This window comes from Thalassospira sp. ABL2_045, from assembly GCF_056161285.1.
This window is the reverse complement of record NZ_JBSWYV010000004.1, coordinates 190,605-216,112: the sequence shown is the minus strand read 5'-3', so window position 1 is coordinate 216,112 and position 25,508 is coordinate 190,605. Positions and strand designations below refer to the sequence as shown.

The 25,508-nt window shown below is 55.0% G+C and carries 23 protein-coding genes; 19 read left to right on the top strand and 4 right to left on the bottom strand.

Annotated features, from left to right (window positions below):
- The first annotated feature begins 123 nt into the window (after positions 1–123).
- The 3 genes from ACXAIA_RS08650 (at position 124) to dnaE (ending at position 5,676) form a co-directional block, all read left to right on the top strand.
- Positions 124–1,374 carry a lipoprotein-releasing ABC transporter permease subunit gene (locus ACXAIA_RS08650; RefSeq protein WP_475348977.1) on the top strand — a complete coding sequence of 417 codons (1,251 nt, stop codon included), beginning with the start codon at positions 124–126 and terminating at the stop codon, positions 1,372–1,374.
- Positions 1,367–2,101 (top strand): ABC transporter ATP-binding protein, encoded by a 735-nt coding sequence (locus ACXAIA_RS08645; protein ID WP_475348976.1) that lies wholly within the window; start codon positions 1,367–1,369, stop codon positions 2,099–2,101. The genes ACXAIA_RS08650 and ACXAIA_RS08645 overlap by 8 nt, the downstream gene beginning before the upstream one ends.
- A gap of 89 nt (positions 2,102–2,190) precedes the next feature.
- Positions 2,191–5,676: a DNA polymerase III subunit alpha gene (dnaE, locus tag ACXAIA_RS08640; RefSeq protein WP_475348975.1), complete on the top strand. Its 3,486-nt coding sequence runs from the start codon at positions 2,191–2,193 to the stop codon at positions 5,674–5,676.
- A 74-nt stretch (positions 5,677–5,750) separates the two neighbouring features.
- Here dnaE and ACXAIA_RS08635 read toward each other — a convergent pair whose 3' ends face one another.
- Together ACXAIA_RS08635 and ACXAIA_RS08630 are read right to left on the bottom strand one after the other, a co-directional pair.
- Complete coding sequence (locus tag ACXAIA_RS08635) at positions 5,751–6,884, bottom strand: MFS transporter (protein WP_475348974.1); 1,134 nt, start codon at positions 6,882–6,884, stop codon at positions 5,751–5,753.
- The gene (locus ACXAIA_RS08630) at positions 6,881–7,414 is read right to left on the bottom strand and encodes a TetR/AcrR family transcriptional regulator (protein WP_475348973.1); all 534 of its coding nucleotides are present in this window, start codon (positions 7,412–7,414) and stop codon (positions 6,881–6,883) included. Before ACXAIA_RS08630 ends, ACXAIA_RS08635 begins: the two co-directional genes overlap by 4 nt.
- A 275-nt stretch (positions 7,415–7,689) precedes the next feature.
- Here ACXAIA_RS08630 and rpsB point away from each other — a divergent pair, with 275 nt between their 5' ends.
- From rpsB to ACXAIA_RS08550, 16 genes are all read left to right on the top strand, one after another.
- Positions 7,690–8,469, top strand: a complete 780-nt coding sequence (gene rpsB, locus ACXAIA_RS08625) for a 30S ribosomal protein S2 (RefSeq protein ID WP_475348972.1) — start codon at positions 7,690–7,692, stop codon at positions 8,467–8,469.
- A gap of 87 nt (positions 8,470–8,556) precedes the next feature.
- Positions 8,557–9,480: a translation elongation factor Ts gene (tsf, locus tag ACXAIA_RS08620; protein WP_475348971.1), complete on the top strand. Its 924-nt coding sequence runs from the start codon at positions 8,557–8,559 to the stop codon at positions 9,478–9,480.
- A 165-nt stretch (positions 9,481–9,645) separates the two neighbouring features.
- On the top strand, positions 9,646–10,377 hold the full coding sequence (pyrH, locus tag ACXAIA_RS08615) for a UMP kinase (RefSeq protein ID WP_062955241.1): 732 nt from the start codon (positions 9,646–9,648) through the stop codon (positions 10,375–10,377).
- A 44-nt stretch (positions 10,378–10,421) separates the two neighbouring features.
- Positions 10,422–10,943, top strand: coding sequence for a ribosome recycling factor (gene frr, locus ACXAIA_RS08610; protein ID WP_475346238.1), 522 nt, complete (start codon positions 10,422–10,424; stop codon positions 10,941–10,943).
- Between the two features lie 2 nt (positions 10,944–10,945).
- Positions 10,946–11,686: an isoprenyl transferase gene (locus tag ACXAIA_RS08605; protein WP_475348970.1), complete on the top strand. Its 741-nt coding sequence runs from the start codon at positions 10,946–10,948 to the stop codon at positions 11,684–11,686.
- Positions 11,670–12,491 carry a phosphatidate cytidylyltransferase gene (locus tag ACXAIA_RS08600; protein WP_475348969.1) on the top strand — a complete coding sequence of 274 codons (822 nt, stop codon included), beginning with the start codon at positions 11,670–11,672 and terminating at the stop codon, positions 12,489–12,491. The genes ACXAIA_RS08605 and ACXAIA_RS08600 overlap by 17 nt, the downstream gene beginning before the upstream one ends.
- Positions 12,492–12,530: 39 nt before the next feature.
- Complete coding sequence (locus ACXAIA_RS08595; protein WP_475348968.1) at positions 12,531–13,685, top strand: 1-deoxy-D-xylulose-5-phosphate reductoisomerase; 1,155 nt, start codon at positions 12,531–12,533, stop codon at positions 13,683–13,685.
- A gap of 44 nt (positions 13,686–13,729) precedes the next feature.
- Entirely contained in the window at positions 13,730–14,833 is a 1,104-nt protein-coding gene (rseP, locus tag ACXAIA_RS08590; RefSeq protein ID WP_475348967.1) for an RIP metalloprotease RseP, read from the top strand.
- Positions 14,834–14,859: 26 nt separating this feature from the next.
- Entirely contained in the window at positions 14,860–17,154 is a 2,295-nt protein-coding gene (gene bamA / locus ACXAIA_RS08585) for an outer membrane protein assembly factor BamA (protein WP_475348966.1), read from the top strand.
- A gap of 5 nt (positions 17,155–17,159) precedes the next feature.
- Positions 17,160–17,732: an OmpH/Skp family outer membrane protein gene (locus ACXAIA_RS08580; protein WP_475348965.1), complete on the top strand. Its 573-nt coding sequence runs from the start codon at positions 17,160–17,162 to the stop codon at positions 17,730–17,732.
- Positions 17,732–18,751: a UDP-3-O-(3-hydroxymyristoyl)glucosamine N-acyltransferase gene (gene lpxD / locus ACXAIA_RS08575; protein ID WP_475348964.1), complete on the top strand. Its 1,020-nt coding sequence runs from the start codon at positions 17,732–17,734 to the stop codon at positions 18,749–18,751. The genes ACXAIA_RS08580 and lpxD overlap by 1 nt, the downstream gene beginning before the upstream one ends.
- A gap of 11 nt (positions 18,752–18,762) precedes the next feature.
- Positions 18,763–19,212, top strand: coding sequence for a 3-hydroxyacyl-ACP dehydratase FabZ (fabZ, locus tag ACXAIA_RS08570; protein WP_475345854.1), 450 nt, complete (start codon positions 18,763–18,765; stop codon positions 19,210–19,212).
- Positions 19,213–19,214: 2 nt separating this feature from the next.
- On the top strand, positions 19,215–20,018 hold the full coding sequence (gene lpxA / locus ACXAIA_RS08565) for an acyl-ACP--UDP-N-acetylglucosamine O-acyltransferase (protein WP_475345855.1): 804 nt from the start codon (positions 19,215–19,217) through the stop codon (positions 20,016–20,018).
- The gene (locus ACXAIA_RS08560) at positions 19,999–20,862 is read left to right on the top strand and encodes an LpxI family protein (protein WP_475348963.1); all 864 of its coding nucleotides are present in this window, start codon (positions 19,999–20,001) and stop codon (positions 20,860–20,862) included. Before lpxA ends, ACXAIA_RS08560 begins: the two co-directional genes overlap by 20 nt.
- Positions 20,852–22,018 (top strand): lipid-A-disaccharide synthase, encoded by a 1,167-nt coding sequence (gene lpxB, locus ACXAIA_RS08555; RefSeq protein WP_475348962.1) that lies wholly within the window; start codon positions 20,852–20,854, stop codon positions 22,016–22,018. The genes ACXAIA_RS08560 and lpxB overlap by 11 nt, the downstream gene beginning before the upstream one ends.
- A 75-nt stretch (positions 22,019–22,093) precedes the next feature.
- The gene (locus ACXAIA_RS08550) at positions 22,094–22,534 is read left to right on the top strand and encodes a VOC family protein (RefSeq protein ID WP_475345858.1); all 441 of its coding nucleotides are present in this window, start codon (positions 22,094–22,096) and stop codon (positions 22,532–22,534) included.
- 107 nt (positions 22,535–22,641) lie between these two features.
- On the opposite strand, the gene ACXAIA_RS08545 is transcribed toward ACXAIA_RS08550, so the two are convergent.
- Both ACXAIA_RS08545 and gltX read right to left on the bottom strand, forming a co-directional pair.
- Positions 22,642–23,949, bottom strand: a complete 1,308-nt coding sequence (locus ACXAIA_RS08545; RefSeq protein ID WP_475348961.1) for a citrate synthase — start codon at positions 23,947–23,949, stop codon at positions 22,642–22,644.
- A 110-nt stretch (positions 23,950–24,059) separates the two neighbouring features.
- On the bottom strand, positions 24,060–25,466 hold the full coding sequence (gene gltX / locus ACXAIA_RS08540) for a glutamate--tRNA ligase (RefSeq protein WP_475348960.1): 1,407 nt from the start codon (positions 25,464–25,466) through the stop codon (positions 24,060–24,062).
- Between the last annotated feature and the right edge of the window lie 42 nt (positions 25,467–25,508).

The window sequence follows — 25,508 nt, the reverse complement described above, 5'->3', positions numbered from 1 at the left end:
TCTTAAAACGCATTCAAACGGGGCGGCGTGTGCTGCCCCGTTGCCATTTCCGGATTGGCTGCTAAGTCTTTATTGTCCAACCAATCCGGTTTCCTGACCCGCTTCCACAAGGATCGATTGCCCATGTTCAGTCCGTTCGAGCGTATGGTGGCCTTTCGCTACCTGCGTCCACGTCGGCAGGAAGGCTTTGTTTCCGTCATCGCCATCTTTTCGTTGCTTGGCATCATGCTGGGTGTCGCGACACTCATCATTGTCATGTCGGTAATGAATGGTTTCCGTGCGGAACTGCTTGGCCGAATACTCGGGCTGAATGGCCATATCTCTGTCTATGCGCAGGGTAATGGCGGTATTGGCGATTACGCCAAGATCGAAGACGAGATTGCCAACAACGGCAATGTCACGCTGACCGTCCCCGTGGTCGAAGGGCAGGTGATGGCCTCTAAAAACGGGCGGGCATCCGGTGCCATCGTGCGCGGCATGCGTCCCGAGGATGTCAAACAACGTGCAACCATCGCGGACAATATCGTTTTCGGATCGCTTGAGAATTTCAAGGGTGAAGACACCGTAATCATGGGCGCACGCCTGGCCATGAAGCTTGGCGTTGGCGTTGGCGATACCGTCAATCTGATTTCGCCCAAGGGCAATGTGACGGCGTTTGGATCGGTGCCGCGTGTGCGCGGATATACCGTGGCGGGCCTGTTTGATATCGGCATGTATGAATATGACAGCGGCTTTATCTTCATGCCGCTGGGCGCGGCCCAGACCTATTTCCGATTGCCGGAACAAATTACCCATTTCGAGGTGATGCTGGATGATATCGGTTCACTTGATGACACGATGGATGAGTTGCTCACGAGCTTGTCGGGGCAGTCGCTGCGTCTGGTGAATTGGCAGCAATCCAATGCCGGGTTCTTTAACGCCCTTCAGGTCGAGCGTAACGTGATGTTCCTGATCCTGACGCTGATCATTCTGGTCGCGGCCTTCAATATCATTTCGGGCATGGTCATGCTGGTAAAGGACAAGGGGCGCGATATCGCCATCCTGCGCACCATGGGGGCGACCCGCCAGTCGATCATGAAGGTGTTCTTCCTGGCTGGTGCATCCATCGGGGTGCTGGGCACGATTTCCGGTTTGATCATTGGTGTTCTGTTCTGTCTGAATATCGAAAATATCCGTCAGTTCATTCAGAGCCTGACCGGCACCGATCTGTTCAATGCCGAGATTTATTTCCTCTCGCAGTTGCCAGCCGACATGGATGTTGGCGAGGTTGTCATGGTGTGCATCATGTCGCTGACGCTGTCCTTCCTTGCCACGGTTTATCCGGCATGGCGGGCATCGCGCCTCGATCCGGTGGAGGCGCTGCGCTATGAGTGATGTCATGAAAACGACCGCCGAAGAACGCGGACGCAAAGTCGTGCTGCGCCTCGAAAAAATTGACCGCATCTTCAATCAGGGCCCGGATCAGCTCGAAATCCTGAAATCGGTTGATCTTGAAATACATCAGGGTGAAATCGTCGCTCTTGTCGGGCCGTCAGGTGCGGGTAAATCAACCCTGCTTCAGATTGCCGGGTTGCTTGAAAAGCCTGATGGTGGCTTGGTGTCGATTGGGGGTAAACGCAGCACGGATTTGTCCGATCTGGCGCGCACTGAAATGCGCCGTAGCCATATCGGCTTTGTCTATCAGTACCATCACTTGCTGCCGGAGTTTTCAGCGCTTGAAAACGTCGTCATGCCGCAAATGATCAACGGTCTGAAACGGCCCGAGGCTGAAGAACGCGGGCTTGAATTGCTGCGCTGCCTTGGTCTTGAAAACCGTGCTGATCATCGTCCGGCACGCTTGTCGGGCGGGGAACAGCAGCGTGTGGCGATTGCCCGTGCGCTGGCCAATGTGCCCGATGTTCTGTTTGCTGATGAGCCGACCGGCAACCTTGACCCGCAGACGGCCGATACCGTGTTTGGTATGTTGATGACGTTGGTGCGTGAAACAGGTCTTGCGTCACTGATTGCGACCCATAACCCGGAACTCGCCCGTCAGATGGATCGTGTGGTCACCCTGCGCGATGGCCATTTGATCGAACTCGACCCGGCCGAGCTTTCCTAAGCGATCAAAATTCTTTAAGCTGGTTTTAGCGCGTCCGTGATGGGCGCGCGAACCCTGCATTTTTCTTATATTTCAGAGGTCTGGCTCCGATGGAAAATGGTTTCGTCCATCTTCGTGTACACACCAACTATTCGCTTGCCGAAGGTGCAATCACGACCAAGGAGCTTGCCAAACTCTGTGCTGCCGACGGCCAACCCGCTGTCGCAATGACCGATACCGACAACATGTTCGGGGCGCTTGATTTTGCCGGTGCGCTGAGCGGTTCGGGCATTCAGCCGATTCTGGGCGTGCAGATGGGCGTGGAACGCTATGGTGACAAACCCGCCGTTGGCAAGATCGCCCGTGAACCGATGCCCGACCGCCTTGTTCTGATTGCCCAGAACAAGGAAGGCTATTTCAACCTGCTGAAAATCGTTTCACGCGCCCACATGACGTCCGAGGCCGGCAGCGAACCCAAGGCGCTTTATCAGCATATCCGCGAGCATGGCGAACATATCATCTGCCTGACAGGTGGCCCGACCGGCCCGTTGGCGCGTTTGCTGGGCGAGGAACAGGTCGAAAAGGCCGAGAGCTGCCTTGCCGAGCTCAAGGAAATCTTTGGTAATCGCCTTTACATCGAGCTGCAGCGCCACGGTGAGCCGCTTGAAGAACAGGTTGAGCCGGGGCTGGTCAAGCTTGCCTATGACCATGAGGTGCCGCTGGTTGCGACCAATAACTGTTACTTCCCGAAAATCGACATGTACGAAGCCCATGACGTATTTATCTGCGTCGGGCAGGGGGCGGTTGTTGGTCAGGAAGATCGTTGGAAATTGACCCCGGATCATCGCTTCAAATCGGCTGCTGAAATGCGCGATCTGTTCGCCGATATCCCGGAGGCCTGCGACAATACGCTTTTGATCGCCAAACGTTGCTCCTGGCACGTTGAGAAAATCGATCCGATCCTGCCGCCATTTGATTGCGGCGAAGGTCGTACCGAGGTCGATGAACTCCGCCACATGTCCGAAGAAGGCCTGAAAGGTCGTCTGGAGAAGCACGTCTTTACCGATGACATGTCGGACGCGGAAAAAGAAGAAATCGCCAAACCCTATTGGGAACGCTTGGATTATGAACTTGGCATCATCAATCAGATGGGGTTCCCGGGTTACTTCCTGATCGTTGCCGACTTCATCCAGTGGGCGAAGGATCATGAAATTCCGGTCGGGCCAGGCCGTGGGTCGGGTGCGGGCTCGCTTGTGGCCTATGCACTCTTGATTACCGACCTTGATCCACTGCGATTCTCCTTGCTGTTCGAACGTTTCCTTAATCCGGAACGTGTGTCGATGCCTGACTTTGACGTCGATTTCTGTCAGGACCGGCGCGGTGAAGTCATCGAGTATGTGCAAAAGAAATACGGTCATGACCGCGTTGCGCAGATCATTACCTTCGGTAAATTGCAGGCAAAGGCCGCCGTGCGTGACGTCGGGCGTGTTCTGTCGATCCCGTATGGCTATGTCGACAAGATCTGTAAAATGATACCCGGCGATCCGGCCAAGCCGATCCCGCTAAAGGAAGCGATTGATATGGAACCGGACCTGCGGCGCATTGCGCGCGAGGACCCGGACATTGATCGTCTGCTGTCCATCGCCATGCAGATCGAAGGTCTTTATCGTAACTCCTCGACCCACGCCGCCGGGGTGGTGATCGGTGACCGCGATCTTGATGAACTGGTGCCGCTCTATCGTGATCCGCGTTCGGACATGCCGGTTACGCAGTTCAACATGAAGTTCGTTGAAAATGCCGGTCTGGTGAAGTTCGACTTCTTGGGCCTTAAGACGCTGACAGTGATTATCGAGGCCGTCAATTTGATGCGTCTTCGCAAAGATGTCCCGCAAGACTTTGATATCGGGGCAATTCCCCTTGATGACCGACCGGCCTTCAAGCTGTTGTCTGCGGCGGAAACCGTCGGTGTGTTCCAGCTTGAATCGCAAGGCATGCAGGATGTTCTGCGCGGCCTGAAGCCCGATACACTCGAAGATATTATCGCTGTCGTGGCGCTTTATCGTCCGGGCCCGATGGATAACATCCCGCATTACATCGCGCGTAAGCATGGTCAGGAAGAACCTGATTACATGCACCCGATGTTGCAGCCGATCCTCGAAGAAACCTACGGCATCATGATCTATCAGGAGCAAGTCATGCAGCTTGCCCAGATCATGGCGGGCTACTCGCTTGGCGGTGCTGACCTGTTGCGCCGTGCGATGGGTAAGAAAATCGCCGAGGAAATGGAAAAGCAGCGTGGCCTATTTGTCGACGGTTCCGAAAAGAACGGTGTCGACCGCGCGCAAGCATCCGATATCTTTGATCAGGTCGCAAAGTTCGCATCCTACGGCTTTAACAAATCGCACGCGGCCGCCTACGCGCTGGTGGCCTATCAGACGGCATATCTCAAGGCGAATTACCCGGTCGAGTTCATGGCAGCTCTCATGACGCTTGATATGCACAACACCGAAAAACTCGCGGTGTTCAAGCAAGAGGTTGAGCGGCTTGAGATCGAAATTCTCCCACCTTGCGTGAATAATTCACAGGTGGCGTTCTCGGTTGAAAACCATGATGGCGTGCGCAAGATCCGTTACGCACTGGCTGCTGTGCGAAATGTGGGCGACGCCGCGATGGAAAGCCTTGTTGCCGAACGCGAAGCCAACGGCCCGTTCAAGGACATCACCGATTTCGCATCACGCATTGACAGCCGCGCGGTGAATAAACGTCTGCTGGAAAACCTTGTGCGCGCAGGGGCGTTGGATTGCCTGGCATCGAACCGCAAGGTGATGTTTGAAAATGTCGATAAGGTGATTGCGGTAGCCCAGCGCGAAATGCAGGCGCGCAACGATGATCAGATTTCGATGTTTGGCGACAGTAGTGGCTTTGGCAAGGATCAGATCCGCTTGCCCGATGATCGTGACTGGGTGCCGATGGAAAAACTGACCGAGGAATTCTCGGCCATTGGTTTCTATCTGTCTGCCCATCCGCTGGATACGTTTGGCAAAAGCATCCAGCGCATCGGCATCGCCCCGATCAAGGAGCTGCCCGCGCGTATGCGTGCCTCGAACAAGGGGACCATTCGTCTGGCCGGCACCCTGATCAACGCGCGTGAGATGATTTCCAAAAAGAACGGCTCGAAATTCGCCTTTGTCATGTTCTCCGACCCGACCGGCAGCTTCGAGGTCGCCTTCTGGGCCGAAGCATGGGCCGCCTATAAGGAAATCATCACCGCCGGGCGTCCGGTATTGCTCAATGTTTCTGCTGAAATGCGCGAAGGACAATTGCGTATTCAGGGCCAGCGTGTCGAAGACCTTGAAAAGGCCGTTGCCGGCGCCGCCGAAGGCATTCGCATTCGCCTGAACCGCCCGGACCCCGTCACTGAAATCCGTGAACTGCTTGAGCAGGCGGGCAAGGGGCGTGGCCTGGTAACGCTGTCATCGGTCTGTGATGACGGCCGCATGGCCGAGATCGAGCTTGAAGAGAATTATAAAGTGGGCCCGTCCCTGATTGGTGCCATTGGCGCAATCCCCGGTGTCGAGTTCGCCGAGGAAATATAAGGGTTCTGAACAGCACTTTATGAACAGGTCAGCCCGGCACTGCGTTACGAGTGCCGGGATTTCTTGTCTATTGCTCAGGCAAGAGCGGCTTTTTGCCCGGTGCGCGCAAGCCCGGCCATCAGGCCAAGGGCGGCAAAAGACAGCACCGCATATGATGGCCCGAAGGTGTCCAGCATCACGCCAAAAACGGGCGCGCCCGCCGTTTGTCCGACCGCAATCATCAGAAAACCGATCATCAAACCGGTTGCCGGGCGGTCGGGCAGGGCATGAACACCCCAGATCAGGTATACGCCGGTCAAAATTACATAAGCCCCACCAAAGAGCGCACCACCAATAAAGGTTGTGGCGTCATTTGCACCGTCAAATCCGACGGCAAGCATCCCGATCGACATCAGCTCCAGAAAGAACCAGTGCGTCCCGTTTAGTCCAAAGCGTGAAACAAGGTTGCCCGAAAATGCGCCGGCAATACCCGCTGAGCCAATTGCGATCCAGAGAACGCCGACATCACTGCTCTCCCAGCCAAGCCGGAGTGTCGCAAGCTTGCCACCAAATGACCAAAGCGTGGTACTTGCAGCCCCCATCAAGAAGGCCGCAATGATTAGCCGCCAGATATTACCATCAAGCTGCGGCAACCGATGGCGATGACGGGGCGTGTTTTGCCTGGCGGGCAGGGTAATGGTTGCGACCAGCGCCATGAGAACGGCAACACATGCAAATCCGCCAAAGGCCAGGCGCCATTCACCGGTCATCAAAAGTGCAATGGGCCCGGACAGGGCAACGCCCACACTGGTACCGGCATTGATTGTTGCGTTGGTTTTGTTTTGCTGGTGTCCCTTGACTGCCGCGGCAACGGCAGCGGCCATTGGCGGGGATGCCAGTCCGGTACTTGATCCGGCGATCAGGACGGCACCGGCCAACCAGATGGCATTCGGGGCTGTTGCAATGCCAACCATACCAAGGGCTGCGACCAGAGAGGCCCCAACAGCAACAAGGCGTGGTCCAACCCGCTCTGTCAAGGCGGCTGACAGGACAATCGCAATGCAATAGCCCAGAAACGACCCACCTGAAATCACCCCCGAAAGGGTCGGTCCCAAGGATAGCTGTTGGTCGATTTCCGGCAAAAACAGCCCAAAGGCAAACCGGGCAAAGCCGTAACAAATCGCGATAAGCCCAAAGCCGGTCGCGCCAATAGTGAATGCCTTGCTCATTTGCGGGCCTGTGTAATCAGCATCGACGCGGCGTTATGTGCGGCTTTGATCGCGTCGGGCCCTCGATAGATGGCCGCAGCCGTGCTGCCCTCGATCAGGACAAGGATTTGCTCGCTCAGGAGTTCAAGCTGTGGATGATCTGCGCCGAGCTCCGTTTTAACAATGTAGGCGATTTGTGCCCGAAAGGCCGTTTTGTGGGCCGTCACTGCTTCGGCGATTTCAGGTGTTTCACCGCCTGTTTCACCATAGGCACGCAGGAAAAGGCAGCCGCGCGCCCCCTCATTCCGTGTCCAGATCAGCAAGGCCTCAAACAGATCATCGATGCTCTGAACATCAATCATCTGCATAAAGCGCCTGTCGCGCGCTGTGAGGACGGCTCGAACCAGGCCAGTTTTGCCCCCAACATGCTTATAAAGGGTGCGGCTCGACATATCGGCGGCCTTGGTCAGCTGATCCATGCTTGTGGACATGAAGCCGTGCTGATCAAACAGCCGCTCTGCGGATGTGATTAGTTTGGTTTTAATGCTCATGTGCTGAGGTGTAAAACGATCGTTTTACACCTGTCAAAGGTTTTTGTCCTTTGGTCGATATTTCGGTATGTTATGTGTGCTTGATCAGAAGGTGCAGAGTGCAGCGCTTTTTGGGCTTGCATTCTCTTGGCGAGGGGGCTAAAAGCCGCCTCGAACATCGCACGCGGAAGAGCGGCGACTGCCGTCATATGGCAACTCGTCCATCCGGTGTTTCATACATGGTGTATGGAATTCCCTTCCGCGGAGGTATTAACCGGAAAAAGGTAGGAATTATCATGGCTCTGCCAACCTTTACCATGCGCCAGCTCATGGAAGCTGGTGTCCACTTTGGTCACCACACCCGCCGTTGGAACCCGAAGATGAAGCCGTTCATCTTTGGTGCACGTAACGACATCCACATCCTGAACCTGCAGGAAACCGTCCCGATGCTGCATCGTGCGATGCAGGCCGTTCGTGACGTAACTGCTTCGGGTGGTCGCGTTCTCTTCGTCGGTACCAAGCGTCAGGCTTCCCCGATCATCGCAGACGCTGCAAAGCGTTGCGGCCAGTACTATGTCAACCATCGCTGGCTCGGCGGCATGCTGACCAACTGGAACACCGTTTCCAACTCGATCAAGCGCCTCAAAGAACAGGACGAGATCCTGAACTCTGGTGCAGAAGGTCTGACCAAAAAAGAAATCCTGAACCTGACCCGTTCGCGCGACAAGCTTGAGCGCGCGCTTGGCGGTATCAAGGACATGGGTGGTCTTCCCGACATCATCGTCGTGGTCGACACCAACAAAGAATCGCTTGCTATTCAGGATGCCAAAAACCTGAACATCCCGGTTGTTGCGATCCTCGACTCCAACTCTGATCCGGCAAACATTCAGTTCCCGGTTCCGGGCAACGACGATGCGATCCGCGCAATCCAGCTGTATTGCGATCTGTTCGTTGGTTCCGTTCTGGACGGCATCCAGGAAGAAATGACTGCTTCTGGCGCAGATCTCGGCGAAGCGGAAGAAGTTCCGGCCGAGGCAGCTGCTGCTTCCGAAGCTGCAGAAGAAGCTTCCGCATAAGTTTCATTTTGTACCTGATGAAACGGCGGCTAGCATGCCGCCGTTTTGTTAGGTGTTAACCTGATCGCGTAATTAGGGGCTTTAAAAATGGCTATTACCGCTGCTCTCGTTAAAGAGCTTCGCGAAACCACCGGCGCTGGCATGATGGATTGCAAAAAGGCGCTGTCTGAAACTGATGGTGATCTGGAGGCAGCCGTTGACTGGCTTCGCACCAAAGGTCTTGCTGCTGCTGCCAAGAAAGCTGGCCGCGTTGCTGCCGAAGGCCTGGTTTCTGTTTCTGTTGACGGCACCAAAGGTGCAGTTGTCGAGCTGAACGCTGAAACCGACTTCGTTTCGCGTAACGAAGACTTCCAGAAGTTCGTTGGCGAAATCGCAAAGCTTGCTGTTGCTGCAGACGGCGACATCGATACCCTCAAAGCAGCTGCTTTCCCGGGTACGTCGCGTAACGTCGAAGAGCAGGTCACCCACATGATCGCCACCATCGGCGAAAACATGTCCCTGCGTCGTTCGGCTGGTCTGTCGGTCGAAAACGGTGTTGTTGCTTCCTACATTCACTCTGCTGTTGCCCCGGATCTCGGTAAAATCGGTGTTCTGGTTGCACTCGAATCCGAAGCAGATGCCGGCGTTCTCGAAGGCCTTGGCAAGCAGATCGCAATGCACATTGCAGCAACCAACCCGGCATCGGCAACCGTCGAAGATCTCGACCCGGAACTGGTAGAGCGTGAAAAAGCCGTTCTGACCGACCAGGCCAAAGAATCGGGCCGCCCGGCAGAGATCATCGAAAAGATGATCGAAGGTCGTATCCGTAAATATTACGAGCAGGTCGTTCTGGTTGAGCAGACCTTCGTGATTGACGGTGAAAACAAAGTCAAAACCGTGATCGAAAACGCTGCCAAAGAAGCTGGCAAGCCGATCACGCTCAAGGGCTTTGTTCGCTTCGAACTCGGTGAAGGCATCGAGAAAGAAGAAAAAGACTTTGCTGCCGAAGTTGCTGAGCAGCTGAACAAATAAAACATCTGATCGAAATGGTGCGTTCGTCATCATTTCGTGTATGATCCAGACCGGCGAGGTCGGCAGCGCATATCCGCCCTGTTACTCGCCGGTCTTTTTATATCTGAATTTTGCATTTCCCGCCTTTGGGCAATGCGTTACATCGGCATTAAGAGGCAATCCGACATGGCAGAAAACGGCCAACTGAAGTTTCGTCGCGTCCTTTTGAAGCTCTCGGGTGAGGGGCTCCTGGGCAATCAGCAATACGGTATTGATCCTGAAACGGTTGACCGGATTGCCAGCGAAATCAAAGCCGTTCATGACATGGGTGCCGAGGTTTGCATGGTGATTGGCGGCGGGAACATCTTCCGCGGCGTCAAAGGGGCTTCCCAGGGCATGGAACGCGCAACCGCGGACTATATGGGCATGCTGGCCACCATCATGAATGCACTTGCGGTGCAGAATGCGCTGGAACGTCACGGCATTCAGACGCGTGTTCAGTCGGCCATCCCGATGTCTTCTGTGTGTGAACCCTATATTCGCCGCCGTGCCGTGCGCCATATGGAAAAAGGGCGCGTTGTGATCTTTGCCGCTGGTACGGGCAACCCGTTCTTCACGACCGACACCGCTGCTGCCTTGCGCGCGGTTGAAATGGGGTGTGATGCCTTGCTCAAGGGGACCCAGGTTGATGGCGTTTATACAGCCGATCCGAAGACCGACCCGACGGCAGAGCGTTACGACGAACTGACCTATATGGAAGTTCTGTCCAAAGATTTGCGTGTTATGGACGCATCGGCTATTTCTTTGGCACGCGAAAATGATATTCCGGTTATCGTATTTTCTTTGCATAATCCGGGTGCCTTTGCAGACGTTGTTACTGCAAAGGGGACGTTTACGATTATTTCGAATGGAGACTGAACGTGTCTGACGTTGCTGGCCTAAAAAAGGACCTGTCCCGCCGTATGGAAGGGGCTGTGGAAGTACTGCACAAGGAATTCACCGGTCTGCGCACCGGGCGTGCGAGTGTCAGCCTTCTTGAGCCGGTTATGGTTGAAGCTTATGGCGTTCCGACCCCGCTTAACCAGGTGGCATCGGTCAGTGTTCCGGAATCGCGTATGCTTTCGGTACAGGTTTGGGACAAGTCGATGGTTAAGGCCGTTGAAAAGGCCATCCGTGAGTCCGGCCTTGGTCTGAACCCGGCGGCTGATGGCACGCTGGTTCGCGTTCCGATTCCCGCACTCAATGAAGAGCGCCGTGCTGAACTGTCCAAAGTTGCCGGCAAATATGCCGAGCAGGCCAAGGTCTCGGTCCGTAACGTCCGTCGTGACGGCATGGATCAGCTGAAAAAATGGGAAAAGGACAGTGAAATCTCCAAGGACGAGATGCACGACCAGGAAAAAGAGGTTCAGAAGCTGACCGACAAGGTCATCGGCGAGATCGACGAAGCGCTCGCCCATAAAGAACAGGAAATCATGCAAGTCTGATTATGGCTGTGCTTTCTTCGCAAACCCAACCCTCAGAAACGCGCTGTGTGCCGCGTCATGTTGCCATCATTATGGATGGCAACGGGCGCTGGGCCCGCGGGCGTGGACGTCCACGTACCATGGGCCATCGTGCCGGTGTCGATGCCGTGCGTCGCACCATCGAAGCCGCAGGCGAACTCGGGATCGAATATCTGACGCTCTATGGTTTCTCGACTGAGAACTGGAAGCGCCCGGAAAGCGAAGTCAGCGATTTGATGGGGCTTCTGCGGCTGTTTTTGAAGCGTGAATTGTCCACCTTGCACAAGAACGGTGTGAAAATTCGCATCATCGGTGATCGCTCACGCTTTGCTGACGACATTCGCGAACTTCTTGCCAAGGCCGAAGATCAGACGCGCGACAATACGCGGCTGAACCTGACCATTGCGCTGAGTTACGGTGCGCGTGCCGAGATTACCCAGGCTGTGCGTGATATCGCGACCAAGGTTGCGAAGGGCGAGCTTCCTGCTGATGCGATCACCGAAGAGCTGATCGAAGAAAACCTGTTCACGGCGGGCATTCCGGACCCGGATCTTCTGATCCGCACCAGTGGTGAACAGCGGATCAGTAACTTCCTGCTTTGGCAGTCGGCCTATACGGAATTTGTTTTCGAAGACGTTCTGTGGCCGGACTTTGATCGCAGCCATCTTGAAAAAGCCATCGATAACTTTGCCGGGCGGGAGCGGCGTTTTGGTGCCGTCATCTGAGACCAAAGATCAAAAAGATACCAATTCCGGCCTTCTTCCACGCGTTCTTTCCGCGTTGGTCATGGCACCAGTGGCTGTCGCAGCTGTCTGGTTTGGCTCTCCCTATTTCGACATATTGCTGTTTGTCTTCTCTGCCGGGATGATGTGGGAATGGTCGCGCATGTGTGCGCCAGCACATTATAATGGCATCTCCGTTGTGACCGGTGTTGCCCTTGCGGTTGCGATGATGATGTATGTCACGGGGCAGGAAGAATACATTGTCATGCCACTTGCGATTGGTGTGATCATCGCCGCAGCGCGCTCTGGTGCGAACTGGCTTCTTGCCGGATTTGGTGTGTTGTATGTCTCTCTGGCAGCGTTGGCAGCACTTTGGCTTCGGTCCCACGATGGGGATGGTCTGCTGATCATTATGTGGCTGTTTTTCCTTGTCTGGGCGACCGATACAGGTGGCTACGCATTTGGCAAGACGATTGGCGGACCAAAACTTGCACCACGCTTCAGCCCCAAGAAAACCTGGGCCGGATTGATCGGTGGCATGGTCTGCGCTGGCGTTATTGGTGGGTTGGTAACTTACTTCAGCGCCGGGGCGATCAATTGGGTGATTGTCGGCATCAGTATGGTTCTGGCAATTGTTGCGCAGATCGGCGACCTTGGTGAATCGGCCCTTAAGCGCCGTTTCAACGTCAAGGACAGCAGTCACCTGATCCCGGGGCACGGTGGTTTGCTTGATCGTGCGGACGGGATGTTGTCGGTCTTTCCTGTTGCCTTTGCTATTATCTGTTTCGCAGGGCTCTCTCTGCGTTAAGGCGGTCGATCCTTTGGCCGCTGTCCTTACAGGTGTTTGATGACTTTGAAGAAATCCGTCAGTGTCTTTGGTGTTACCGGTTCCATCGGGGCCAGCACCGTTGGTGTTCTCAAATCCCACACTGACAAATATGTTGTCGAAGCTATCACCGCGTACCGCAATGTAGACGCACTGGCGAAAGTTGCCATTGATCTTGGGGCCAAATGCGCTGTCATCGGTGATCCGACGCTTTACGGTGAACTCAAGGCTGCTTTGGCCGGGACGGGCATTGATAGTGCTGCGGGCGAAGAGGCGTTGATCGAGGCCGCAGAACGTCCTTCTGACATTGTCATCGCCGCCATCGTTGGGGCAGCGGGTCTCAAACCGACCCTTGCTGCAATTCGGCGCGGCGCACGCATCGGGCTTGCCAACAAGGAAACGCTTGTTTGTGCCGGTTCTCTCATGACAGCTGAAATTGCCAAACATGGTGCAACCCTGATCCCGGTCGATTCCGAGCACAGCGCGATTTTCCAGGTGCTTGAAGACACTACTGAAAACCGCATTGATCGCATTCTTCTGACGGCCTCTGGCGGGCCGTTCCGCGAACGGTCGTTAAAGGACATGGGATCAGTGACGCGTGCGCAGGCCCTGGCGCATCCAAACTGGGAAATGGGCGCAAAGATCTCGATTGATTCTGCGACCATGATGAACAAGGGGTTGGAGCTGATCGAAGCTTGGCACTTGTTCCCGGTCGATGAAAAACAGATTGAAATTGTTGTTCATCCTCAATCAGTTGTTCACAGTATGGTGGAATATTCCGACGGCTCAGTGCTGGCGCAACTGGGAACGCCGGATATGCGAACCCCGATTGCCTATGCACTTTCATGGCCTGATCGGATCAAGGTGGATACACCGCGTCTTGATTTTGCCACGATCGGAAGCTTGAACTTCGAGACGCCGGATACGGAACGTTTCCCGGCCCTTCGTCTGGCACGTCAGGCCTTGCAGGACGGCGGGACGCTGCCTACTGTTCTGAACGCTGCCAATGAAGTGGCGGTTGAGGCGTTTCTGAAAGACAGAATCGGCTTTTTGGATATCGCCGGGACTGTCGAAGAGATCATGACAAGGCTTGGAAGCGACGCGCTGACCAGCCTTGATCAGGTATTTGAAACAGATGCAATGGTCCGCCGGGAAACCGCGGCTTGCCTTGCATAGACTTGGATTGAAATTGCTGGTGTGACCGGCTTAGGGAATTCTTGATGGAAACCTTGCTTGCTTTTCTTTTTGTGCTCTCGGTGCTCGTATTTGTTCACGAGTATGGCCATTACTGGGTGGCAATCAAAAACGGCGTAAAGGTCGAAGCCTTTTCAATCGGGTTCGGGCCGGAACTTTTCGGCTGGCAGGACAAGAAGGGCACGCGCTGGAAGGTCAGCATCATCCCGCTCGGCGGCTATGTCAAAATGTTTGGCGATATGAACCCGGCCAGTGCGGGCGGTCGCGACGACCTTGACGAAGAAGAAGCAAAACATGCTTTCCATCACAAAGGTGTGGCCGCGCGCGCGGCAATTGTCTTTGCCGGACCATTGGCGAACTTCATTTTTGCCATCATCGTCTTTACGTTCCTGTTTGCCGTTGTCGGGCAGCAGCGGGCCCTGCCGGTTGTTGGCGAAGTTCTTGATGGCAGTCCGGCGGCAAGTGCCGGTTTCGTTGCTGATGACCGCATCGCTGCCATCAACGGGCAATCGGTTGAGTGGTTCTCTGACCTGTCCGAGATCGTTCGCGCAAATCCCGGTCAGCCGCTATCTGTTACCGTGCAACGTGACAGTGAAACGCTTGACCTGGCGGTGACGCCCGAAGCCGTCGAAGTTGACGAAGGCGGTATGACCGCAACGGTCGGGCGCCTTGGAATTACCGCCGGTGAATTTGAAATGAGCCGGACGGGCGTTGTGGAATCGGTCGGGCGCGCGTTCGAGACGACCTATTCCTTGACCACGCAAACCTTCTCGGCACTCGGTGAAATGATCAGTGGGGATCGCGATAGCTCCGAGCTTGGCGGTCCGATCCGGATTGCGCAAATGTCAGGGCAGGTGGCCGAAGGTGGGATTGCGCCGCTTCTGTTCTTTATGGGCTATCTTTCCATCAGCCTTGGGTTGATCAACCTGATGCCTGTTCCGGTTCTGGATGGTGGCCATCTTGTCTTCTATGCGATTGAGGCAATTCGCGGTAAGCCATTGGGGGCAAAAGCACAAGAATATGGTTTCCGTATTGGCGCGGGTTTGGTATTCAGCTTAATAATTTTTGCAACGTGGAACGATTTGACGCAATTGGGTGTCTTTAGTTTCCTCAAAGGACTTGCTGGCTGATGAATGACAGCAACAGGGGGGTTAACTTGCTGCGTAAGGTAAAAGCGGCCGTTGTCATCGCGGCCCTGCTTGGCGGAACGGCGCCATTGATTGTTCCTGTGGCAGTGCATGCCCAATCGGGTCTCATTCGCGACATCGAGGTCGAAGGCAACAACCGTATCGAAAGTGCGACGGTGAATGCCTATCTGACAGTCGCTCCCGGCGATTCCTATGACGTGCAGAAAATCAACAACTCGCTGAAGGCGCTGTTCTCGACCGGCCTTTTTGCCGATGTGTCCTTTTCCTTCAATCAGGGCATCCTTCGGGTGAACGTTGTTGAAAACCCGATCATCAACCGCATTGCCTTTGAAGGTAACCAGCGTCTTGACGACGAAACGCTCGGTGCCGAACTGCAATTGCGTCCACGCGTTGTTTATACCCGTACCAAGGTTCAGGCCGACGTTCAGCGTGTGCTTGAACTTTATCGCCGCAGCGGGCGTTTTGCCGCAACGGTCGAACCCAAGGTCATTCAGCTTGATCAGAACCGTGTCGATCTGGCGTTCGAGATTGACGAAGGCGATTCCACGGGCATCCGCAAGATCAACTTTGTTGGCAACAAGGCCTTTGATGACGGCGATCTGTCGAGCGTTATTCGTACGACCGAAAGTGCCTGGTGGAAAATCCTGACCGCTGACGACAACTATGACCCGGACCGCGTCACCTTTGACCGTGAATTGCTGCGCCGCTTCTATCTCGCAGCGGGGTACGCCGATTTCCAGGTGTTGTCCTCTGTCGCGGAATTGACACCTGACCGTTCTGACTTCTTTGTGACCTACACGGTCAGTGAAGGGCAGCGCTATCAGTTCGGGGACATCAATGTCGTCTCCCAGATCGACAAGATTGATCCCGAAACCCTGATGCCGCTGATCGAGATCGAGAGCGGTGAATGGTACAACGCCAATCTCGTCGATGACGCACTCGATATGCTGACCGACAGTGTTGGTGATCAGGGCTATGCCTTTATCGATATTCGTCCAAACGTGCAGCGTAACCGCGAAGAAGGCACGATTGACATCACGTTTAACATCGCCGAAGGGCCGAAGGTTTACGTTGAGCGCATCAACGTTGTCGGTAACGTTCGGACGCTTGATGAAGTGATCCGTCGCGAATTCCGTCTCGTCGAAGGCGACGCGTTTAGCAGCTCCAAGATGCAGCGTTCCAAGCAACGCATCGAGAACCTCAACTTCTTCAAGTCGGTCGATGTCAAAACCCTGCCGGGGGCAACACCCGATCAGACTGTGATTGAAGTCGATGTCGAAGAAAAATCCACCGGTGAATTCTCGATTGGTGCTGGCTACGGCACTGATGACGGTGCCTTTGGTCAGCTCGGCATTCGTGAACGTAACTTGCTTGGTAAAGGTCAGGATTTGCGCCTGAACTTTACGCTTGGTTCTTCTGATCAGCAGATTGATCTTTCCTTTACAGAGCCCTATTTCCTCGATCGTGAAGTTGCCGCAGGCTTTGATTTATATCGCCGCGAAGAAGACAACCAGGATGAAAGCTCTTACGATGAAGAGCAGACCGGTGGTCGTCTCCGTGCCGGGTTCCGCTACAGCGAGGAACTGTCGCATTCTTTCCGCTACACGCTTGAGAAAAATAGCTATTCCGATATTGACGAAGATGACGCATCACGCCTTCTGTTGGCAGAAGACACGGAGTTCGTGGAATCCGCCATTGGTCATACCCTGACTTATGACGAACGCGACAGCACGATTTCACCGACCGAGGGTTACTTTGCCCGTCTGTCGAACGATCTGGCTGGACTCGGCGGTGACGAAAACTATCTGCGTACGCGTGTTGAAGGCGGGTACTATTACCCGCTGGATCGCGAGCATGAGTGGATACTCTCGACCCGCGGATCAACCGGTTACATCTTCGGGTTTGACGATGACACCCGGATTTCCCAGCGCTTTATGGTCGGTGGTTCGAACTTGCGCGGCTTTGAAGCGGCCGGTGTTGGTCCGCGTGATATCGCGACCGGGGATGCGCTCGGTGCGAAAATGTACTACACAGGTACCGTGCAAATGGACTTTCCGCTTGGCACACCCGACGAGTTTGCTCTGACCGGTCGCATCTTTAGCGACTTTGGGTCCGGACAGGATGTCGACGGTGCACGAGCAGGTGAAATCTATGACACCGGTACGTTGCGCAGTTCCGTTGGTTTTGGTGTCGGTTGGGAATCTCCGTTTGGCCCGATTGGTGTGGATATCTCTCAGGCCATCACCAAAGAAGATCACGACAAAGAGGAAATGTTCCGACTTAACTTCGGAACCAGATTCTAATGCAAATGATCAAATTTCTACGTAATCTGCTCGTTCTTGCTGCCCTGATTGGTTTCGCGGCACATACATCTGCTGCGCAGGTACAGGAAACAAATCCGGATAATTTTGCCTCTGTCATGGTGGTTGATGTTGCCGGCATCATGCGCGAAGCATCTGCCATGCAGGATGCCCGCAAACAGATCCGCGACCGTCAGGTTTCCTATCAGCAGGAAATCGAAACCCGTGAACAGGCCCTGCGCGAAGAAGAAAAACAGCTCGCCCAGCAGCGCACGCTTCTGGCCGCGGATGTTTTCCAGGACAAGCAAAAGCAGTTTCAGCAGAAAGTCGCGGACTTCCAGAAATTCGCCCAGGCTCGCAGTCGCGTGCTAGATCAGGCCCTGGCCGAAGCACAGTCCAAGTTCTCGCAGTCTTTGAATGCCATCATCGGCAGCATTGCCGAAGAACGCGGTGCAAACCTCGTTCTTCATCGGGGGCAGGCGGTTCTGTTTGCCACAACGATGGATGCCAGCAAGGAAGTGTTTGAGCGGGTCAATGCCGAAATCCCGACCGTGACGGTTGAGTTCAAGGAAGGCTCCTGATGGCGGATGCGCGTTTCTTTAGCCGCAAGGGGCCGTTCAGTGTGGCTGAAATCGCCGCGCTGACAGAGACAACCCCGGTGAACGCACCAGACGAAACCCGGGTTTTTCAGGATGTCTCGCCGCTGCAAAATGCCGATGGCGATATCCTGAGCTTCTTTGATAATCGCAAATACCTTGATGCCTTCACCAGCAGCAAAGCCGGTGCCTGCTTTGTCCGTCCGGAATTTGCCGAACGCGCCCCCGAAGGCATGGTGCTGTTCACCACCAAGGACCCGTATCGCGCCTATGCCAAGGCCGCGACCGCGTTCTATCCCTTTGAAACCGGCAATGGCGTCGTTTCCGACAATGCCGCGATAGACCCGAGTGCCAAGCTCGGCAAAGGTGTTCAAGTAGACGCCGGTGCTGTCATCGGGGCCAATTGCGAAATCGGCGATGGCACCATCATCGCATCCAACGCCGTAATCGGTGCGGGGGTTGTGATTGGTGCGGGCTGCAAGGTTGGCGCAAACGCGTCCATCAGCCACAGCCTGATTGGCAATCTGTGCCTGATTTATCCCGGTGCGCGCATCGGGCAGGACGGTTTTGGCTTTGCCATGGGCCCACAGGGCCACGTCAAGGTGCCGCAGCTTGGCAGGGTTGTCATCGGGAACGATGTCGAAGTCGGCTCAAACAGCACCATTGACCGTGGAGCGGGCCCGGATACCGTGATCGGCAATGGCTGTCGTATCGACAATCTGGTGCAAATCGGCCATAACGTTGAACTGGGCATGGGCTGTGTCGTGGTCTCGCAAGTCGGGATTTCGGGCTCAACCAAGCTTGGCAATTTTGTCGTGCTTGCCGGTCAGGCAGGCATTACAGGACACCTCGAAATCGGCGATGGCGCGAAAGTCGCAGCCCAAGCCGGTGTGATGAAGAATATCGGACCGGGGGAAACAGTGGGCGGCAGTCCCGCTGTGCCGGTCATGGAATATCATAAACAGACGGTCGCCTTGTCGCGTCTGATACGAAAAAAGAAATAAGGGCTACACACATGACCGAACTGGTAAGTGTCGATATCCAGCGCATTCTGGAAATGATTCCGCATCGCTATCCGTTCCTTCTGATCGACAAGGTCATCGACATCGAAACCGATGTTAGCGCGACCGGCATCAAGAACGTAACGATGAACGAGCCGCAATTTACCGGCCATTTCCCCCAGCAGCCGATCATGCCCGGTGTTCTTATCATCGAAAGCATGGCGCAGACGGCCGCAATCCTGGTTGTACAGACGCTGGGTGCTGACGCCGAAGGCAAACTGGTTTACTTCATGAGCATTGATGACGCCCGTTTCCGCAAGCCCGTAACCCCGGGTGACGTCATGCACATCCATGTGACCAAGAAACAAAGCCGTGGTCCGGTCTGGAAGTTCGAAAGCCAGGTCAAGGTCGACGGTCAGGTCGTGGCCCAAGCCACCATCGCCGCGATGATCCGGGATAGCTGATAATGTCAAAAGTGCATCCAACCGCCGTTGTCGAAGATGGCGCGCAGATTGGTCAGGATGTCGAAATCGGGCCCTATAGCGTGGTCGGCCCGAATGTTGTCTTGGGTGATGGTGTCAAACTGCACAGCCATGTTGCTGTCGCAGGTCACACCACTCTTGGCGATCAGTGCGAAGTATTTCCGTTTGCCTCTGTCGGTCACGCGCCGCAGGATTTGAAATTCAAGGGCGAGCAAAGCCGCCTGATCGTCGGCAAACGCACCAAAATCCGCGAGGGTGCCACCCTTAATCCGGGCACCGAAGGTGGTGGTATGGAAACCACCATTGGCGATGATTGCCTGCTGATGACCGGGGCCCATGTCGGCCACGACTGTCACGTGGGCAACCATTGCATTCTGGTCAATAACGGTACGCTGGCCGGCCATGTTCTGGTCGAGGATTTTGCGATTGTCGGCGGCCTGTCGGCCGTGCACCAGTTCGTGCGCATCGGCAAACATGCCATGATTGGCGGCATGACCGGCGTTGAAAGCGACATTATTCCATACGGTTCGGTCATTGGTAACCGTGCCTATTTGTCGGGTCTGAACATCATTGGTCTGAAACGTCGCGGATTTGATCGCGAAACGATCCATTCCCTGCGTAAGGCCTATCGCCTGTTGTTTGCCCAAGAGGGTACGCTGGCTGAACGTGTCGAAGAAGTCGCAACAGACTTCGAGGGCGTTGGACCGGTCATGGAAATCATCGACTTCCTCAAAGCGGAAAGCATGCGTTCCGTATGCACGCCGAAATATGACAGCTCCGCAGGATAATCCGCAGCCAAAATTGGGGATTATTGCCGGGGGCGGGGCGCTTCCCGCCCGTTTGGCCGCCGCTGCCACCAGGGCAGGGCGCGATATCTGCATCGTCAAACTTGATGGCTATGCAGATGATCCGGAACTTGATCACTATCCGACTGTCACCGCGCGCCTGGGCGCTGCTGCCAAAATCCTCGATGCCATGCGTGATGCCAATTGTCAGGACGTGGTTCTGGCGGGCAAGGTTGCACGTCCAAGCTTCTCATCCATCCGCCCGGATTGGCGCGCAGCCAAACTTCTGATGAAGCTCGGCTCCAGGGCGCTTGGCGATGACGGCTTGCTACGCCTGATCGGCAAAGAGCTTGAACGCGAAGGTTTCCGCTTGCTGGGTGCCCATGAAATTCTTGGCGATCTGGCGGTTGAAGAAGGCGTTCTTGGCGCGGTCAAACCCGACGAGCAGGCTGTTTCAGACGCCCGCCATGGCCTTGCGGTTGCCCGCACACTGGGGCAAGCCGATGTCGGGCAGGGATGCGTTGTACAGCAGGGGCTGGTTCTGGCGCTTGAAGCGATCGAAGGCACCGATGAAATGGTCCGCCGCTCCGCGACCTATAAGCGCGGCGGCGTTGGTGGCGTGTTGGTAAAATCGTCCAAGCCTCAGCAAGACAAACGACTTGATCTGCCAGCCATCGGCATGACCACGATCGAAGAGGCCCACAAGGCCGGTCTGCGCGGTGTCGCATTGCTGGCAGGCGGCACCATGATCATTGACCGCGCGGCTGTGATTGCCCGTGCAGATGCGCTGGGCCTTTTTGTGGTCGGTCTGACGCTGCCAGATGGGGAAGGCGCCCATGGCGGATGAAACCGCGTCACTTGGCCCGAAAATCATGCTCGTTGCCGGTGAGGCATCCGGTGATCAACTGGGCGGTCGCTTGATGGCGGCGCTAAAGGCCAAGCAGGATCATATCCGTTTCATCGGTGTAGGTGGCCCGCGTATGGAGCGCGAAGGCCTCAAAAGCCTGTTTCCGATGAACGAAATGTCGGTGATGGGCCTGACAGAGGTTGTGCCCCATATCCCGCATTTGCTCAAACGCATTTCCCAGACGGCAGACTTCGCCAAATCCGAAAAACCCGATGTCGTCATTACCATCGACGCCCCGGATTTCAGCTTCCGGGTTGGCAAGAAACTCAAGGGCAAGGGCATCCCGCTGGTGCATTATGTCGCACCGTCGGTCTGGGCATGGCGCGAAGGGCGGGCCAAGAAAATTGCCGGTTTTCTTGATCATCTTTTGGCTCTGCTGCCGTTTGAGCCGCCCTATTTCGAAAAAGAAGGCCTGCCAACCACCTTTATCGGCCACTCAGCGGTCGAAGAGCGCAGTGACGGTGATGCGGAACGATTTCGCACCCAACATGGCCTGAGCGCCGATCAAAAGCTTCTGGCTGTCCTGCCCGGAAGTCGCAATTCCGAAGTCAAACGCCTGCTTCCGGTGTTTAAAGATGTAATTGACGACATCGCAGCCAAATATCCCGATGCACGTATCGTTGTCCCGACCGTCAGCAAGGTGGCCGATACCGTGACCAAGGAAATGCAATCGTGGCCGCTGAATCCGATTGTCGTAACCACCGATCAGGACCGTCATGACGCTTTTGCGGCTGCGAATGCGGCCTTGGCTGCATCGGGAACGGTGTCATTGGAACTCGGCATTGCCGGTGTCCCGCATGTCATTGCCTATCAGGTCAACGCTGTTACGGGCTGGATTGCCAAACGTCTGATCAAGATTGATACCGTCACCATCGTCAATCTGGTGCTCGGCCATAAGCTGATCCCCGAATTCCTTCAGGAAAACTGCAAGGCAAAGAACATTATCCCGCGCCTTGATGCCCTGATGGCAGACGGCCCGGAAAGAACCGCGCAGATCGAAGGTTTTGATAAGGCCTGTACCTTGCTCGGGTTTGGCGATCGCCCGCCCAGTGAGAAGGCCGCCGATCAGATTTTGAAAATCATCGCCAAAAAATAACCTGTTACGGGTGGCGTCAAAACCCCATTGCAATTAGGTTCTTCGCATTGATCACTTCATAACGGAGACCATGTTATGCGCTACCTGCACACGATGGTACGTGTCGAGAATGTCGATGAGTCGATGAAGTTCTATTGTGACCTTCTTGGGATGCAAGAGACCCGCCGCATCGAGAGCGAGCAGGGCCGTTTCACCCTGATTTATCTTGCACCACCGGCAGATGTCGAAAGTGCCAAATCCGTCAAGGCTCCTGAGCTTGAATTGACCTATAACTGGGACCCGGAAAGCTATTCGGGTGGCCGTAACTTCGGGCATCTGGCCTATGAAGTTGACGACATCTATGCCACTTGCCAGAAACTGATGGATGCGGGTGTGACCATCAACCGCCCGCCGCGCGACGGCCGTATGGCGTTTGTGCGCTCCCCGGATGGCATCTCCATCGAATTCCTGCAAAAGGGTGACAACCTTGCCCCGGCAGAGCCCTGGGCCAGCATGGAAAACACCGGCAGCTGGTAAGCGTGCAAATGTAAGTTTTGCGGGGCAGGGGGAAACCTGCCCTGAAACATAAAAAAGGCCCGGGAAAATCCGGGCCTTTTCTTTTGTCTGGTGTTTGTCGAAGCGACTTAGCGCTTGTTGACCGGAACGAACGGACGTTCTTCGATGCCGGTGAACAGCTGACGCGGACGACCGATTTTCTGCGACGGATCTTCGATCATCTCTTTCCACTGGGAAATCCAGCCAACGGTACGTGCAACAGCGAACAGCACGGTGAACATGCTGACCGGGATGCCCATCGCCTTGAAGATGATGCCCGAATAGAAGTCGACGTTCGGATAGAGTTTCTTCTCGATGAAGTACTCGTCTTCACGTGCGATGCGTTCCAGTTCCTGGGCAACGTCAAGCAGCGGATCCTGAATGTTGAGTTCCTTGAGAACTTCGTGGCAGGTTTCCTGCATGACCTTGGCGCGCGGATCGTAGTTTTTGTAAACGCGGTGACCAAAGCCCATCAGACGGAACGGATCGTTCTTGTCTTTTGCTTTTGCAACGAATTCCGGAATGTTTTTCACATCGCCGATTTCGTTGAGCATCTTCAGAACAGCTTCGTTCGCGCCACCATGTGCCGGACCCCAAAGGGATGCGATACCAGCAGCAATACATGCGAACGGGTTCGCACCCGAAGAACCGGCCAGACGAACGGTCGAGGTCGAAGCATTCTGTTCGTGGTCGGCATGCAAGATCAGGATACGATCCATTGCCTTGGCCAGAACCGGATTGACTTCGTAGTCTTCGCATGGGTTGCCGAACATCATCTGCAGGAAGTTTTCTGCATAACCAAGTTTGTTGTTCGGGTAACGGAACGGCTGACCGATCGAATATTTGTATGCCATCGCAGCAATCGTCGGCATTTTTGCAATCAGGCGATATGCCGAAATCATGCGCTGCTGCGGGTCATTGATGTCGGTGCTGTCATGGTAGAATGCAGACATTGCACCGATAACACCAACCATGATGGCCATCGGATGCGCGTCACGGCGGAAGCCGTTATAGAAGTTGCGCATCTGTTCGTGGACCATGGTGTGCATGGTGATGTCGTTTTCGAACTGGCTTTTCTCGGTGGCGTTCGGCAGCTCACCGTAAAGCAGCAGATGGCAGACTTCGAGGAAGTCGGCATTCTCTGCGAGCTCGTCAATTGCATAACCACGGTGACGCAGGATACCAACGTCGCCATCAATGTAGGTCAGTTCGGACTGGCAGGAGCCGGTCGAAGTGAAACCCGGGTCATAAGTGAAGTATCCGGTTTCTGCATAAAGCTTGCGAATGTCGATGACAGACGGGCCTACGCTACCCTCAAGCACCGGCATCTCGAACGACTTGCCAGTGGCATTGTCGGTCATTGTCACGGTGTGGGAAGTCTTGGAATTAGATGCCATGACTATTTTTCCTTCCCTGTTTGAACGAACACGGTTTCAAGTTGTGTGCAGCATAATGCTGCGGCGCACAAAGCGCAAACGGGTTATTAGTTTTTCTTAATTCGCTGTTGTTATGCATCAAAATGGCGAATGCGTTTCAGCGTTTGTGTCTTGCCAAGCACAATCATTACTTCGAAGATGCCTGGTGAAGAGTTGGAGCCTGTAAGCACCGCCCGCAAGGGCTGCGCAACTTTGCCAAGCTTTAACTCGAACTTCTCGGCGATGGCACGAACACTTGCGTCAACGTCCTCTTCCGTCCAGCTATCAAGCGCTTCCAGGCTGTTGGCCAGTTCCTTGAACAGACCTTCAGGTGCACCATCAATCAGGGACTGGGCTTTCTCGTTAACGGACTTGACGCCGTCAGTAACGTAGAAGGCCGAAGAGTCGGCGAGCTCGGTGAGAGTCTTGGCCCTTTCTTTAAGGCCTGCCATGCCGTTGATCAAGATTTCTTTTTGCGATGCATCAAGACCGTCGACGCCAATTTTCTTGGCAATCAGCGGTGCGATCTCCTCAACAAGGCGCTTGTCATCGGCCTGACGCAGGTAGATGCCATTAAGGTTGGTCAGCTTCGCGAAATCAAAGCGCGCCGCACCTTTGCCGACATCGGTAATGTCAAACCATTCGATTGCCTGCTCGGTCGAAATAACCTCATCATCGCCATGGCCCCAGCCAAGACGCAGAAGATAGTTATTGATCGCTTCGGGCAGGAAACCCATCTCATCGCGATAGGCGTCAACACCAAGTGCACCATGACGTTTGGACAGTTTTGCACCATCCGGACCATGGATAAGCGGGATATGCGCAAAGCTCGGAACATCCCAGCCCATGGCGTCATAAATGACTTTCTGGCGGAACGCGTTGGTCAGGTGATCATCACCACGAATAACGTTGGTAACACCCATATCATGGTCATCAACCACCACCGAAAGCATATAGGTTGGCGTACCGTCTCCGCGCAAAATGACATAATCGTCAAGCTGCTCGTTACCGACACGAACTTCACCCTGTACCTGATCATTGATCACTGCACCACCTTTCTGCGGCGCCTTTACGCGCACAACAGGTTTGACACCCTCGGGCGCTTCGGATGGATCACGATCACGCCAGGTGCCGTCATATTTCATCGGACGGCCTTCTGCGCGGGCTTTCTCGCGCATGGCCGTCAGCTCTTCTGGCGAGCAATAGCAATAGTAGGCTTTCCCGGCATTAAGGAGCTGTTGCGCGACTTCTGCATGGCGGTCGCGACGAGAAAACTGGAAAGTCGGTTCTTCGTCGGCGGTCAGGCCAAGCCAGTTCAAGCCGTCAAAAATGGCCTCTACGGCCTCGGGCGTTGAACGTTCACGGTCGGTATCCTCGATCCGGAGCAGGAACTTGCCACCGGTATGTTTGGCATAAAGCCAGTTATAAAGTGCGGTGCGTGCGCCGCCGATATGTAGAAACCCGGTCGGAGACGGGGCGAAACGGGTAACAACCGTCATTCAATCTATCCGTTATTTGGATGTTGTCGCTTGTCCTGGGGA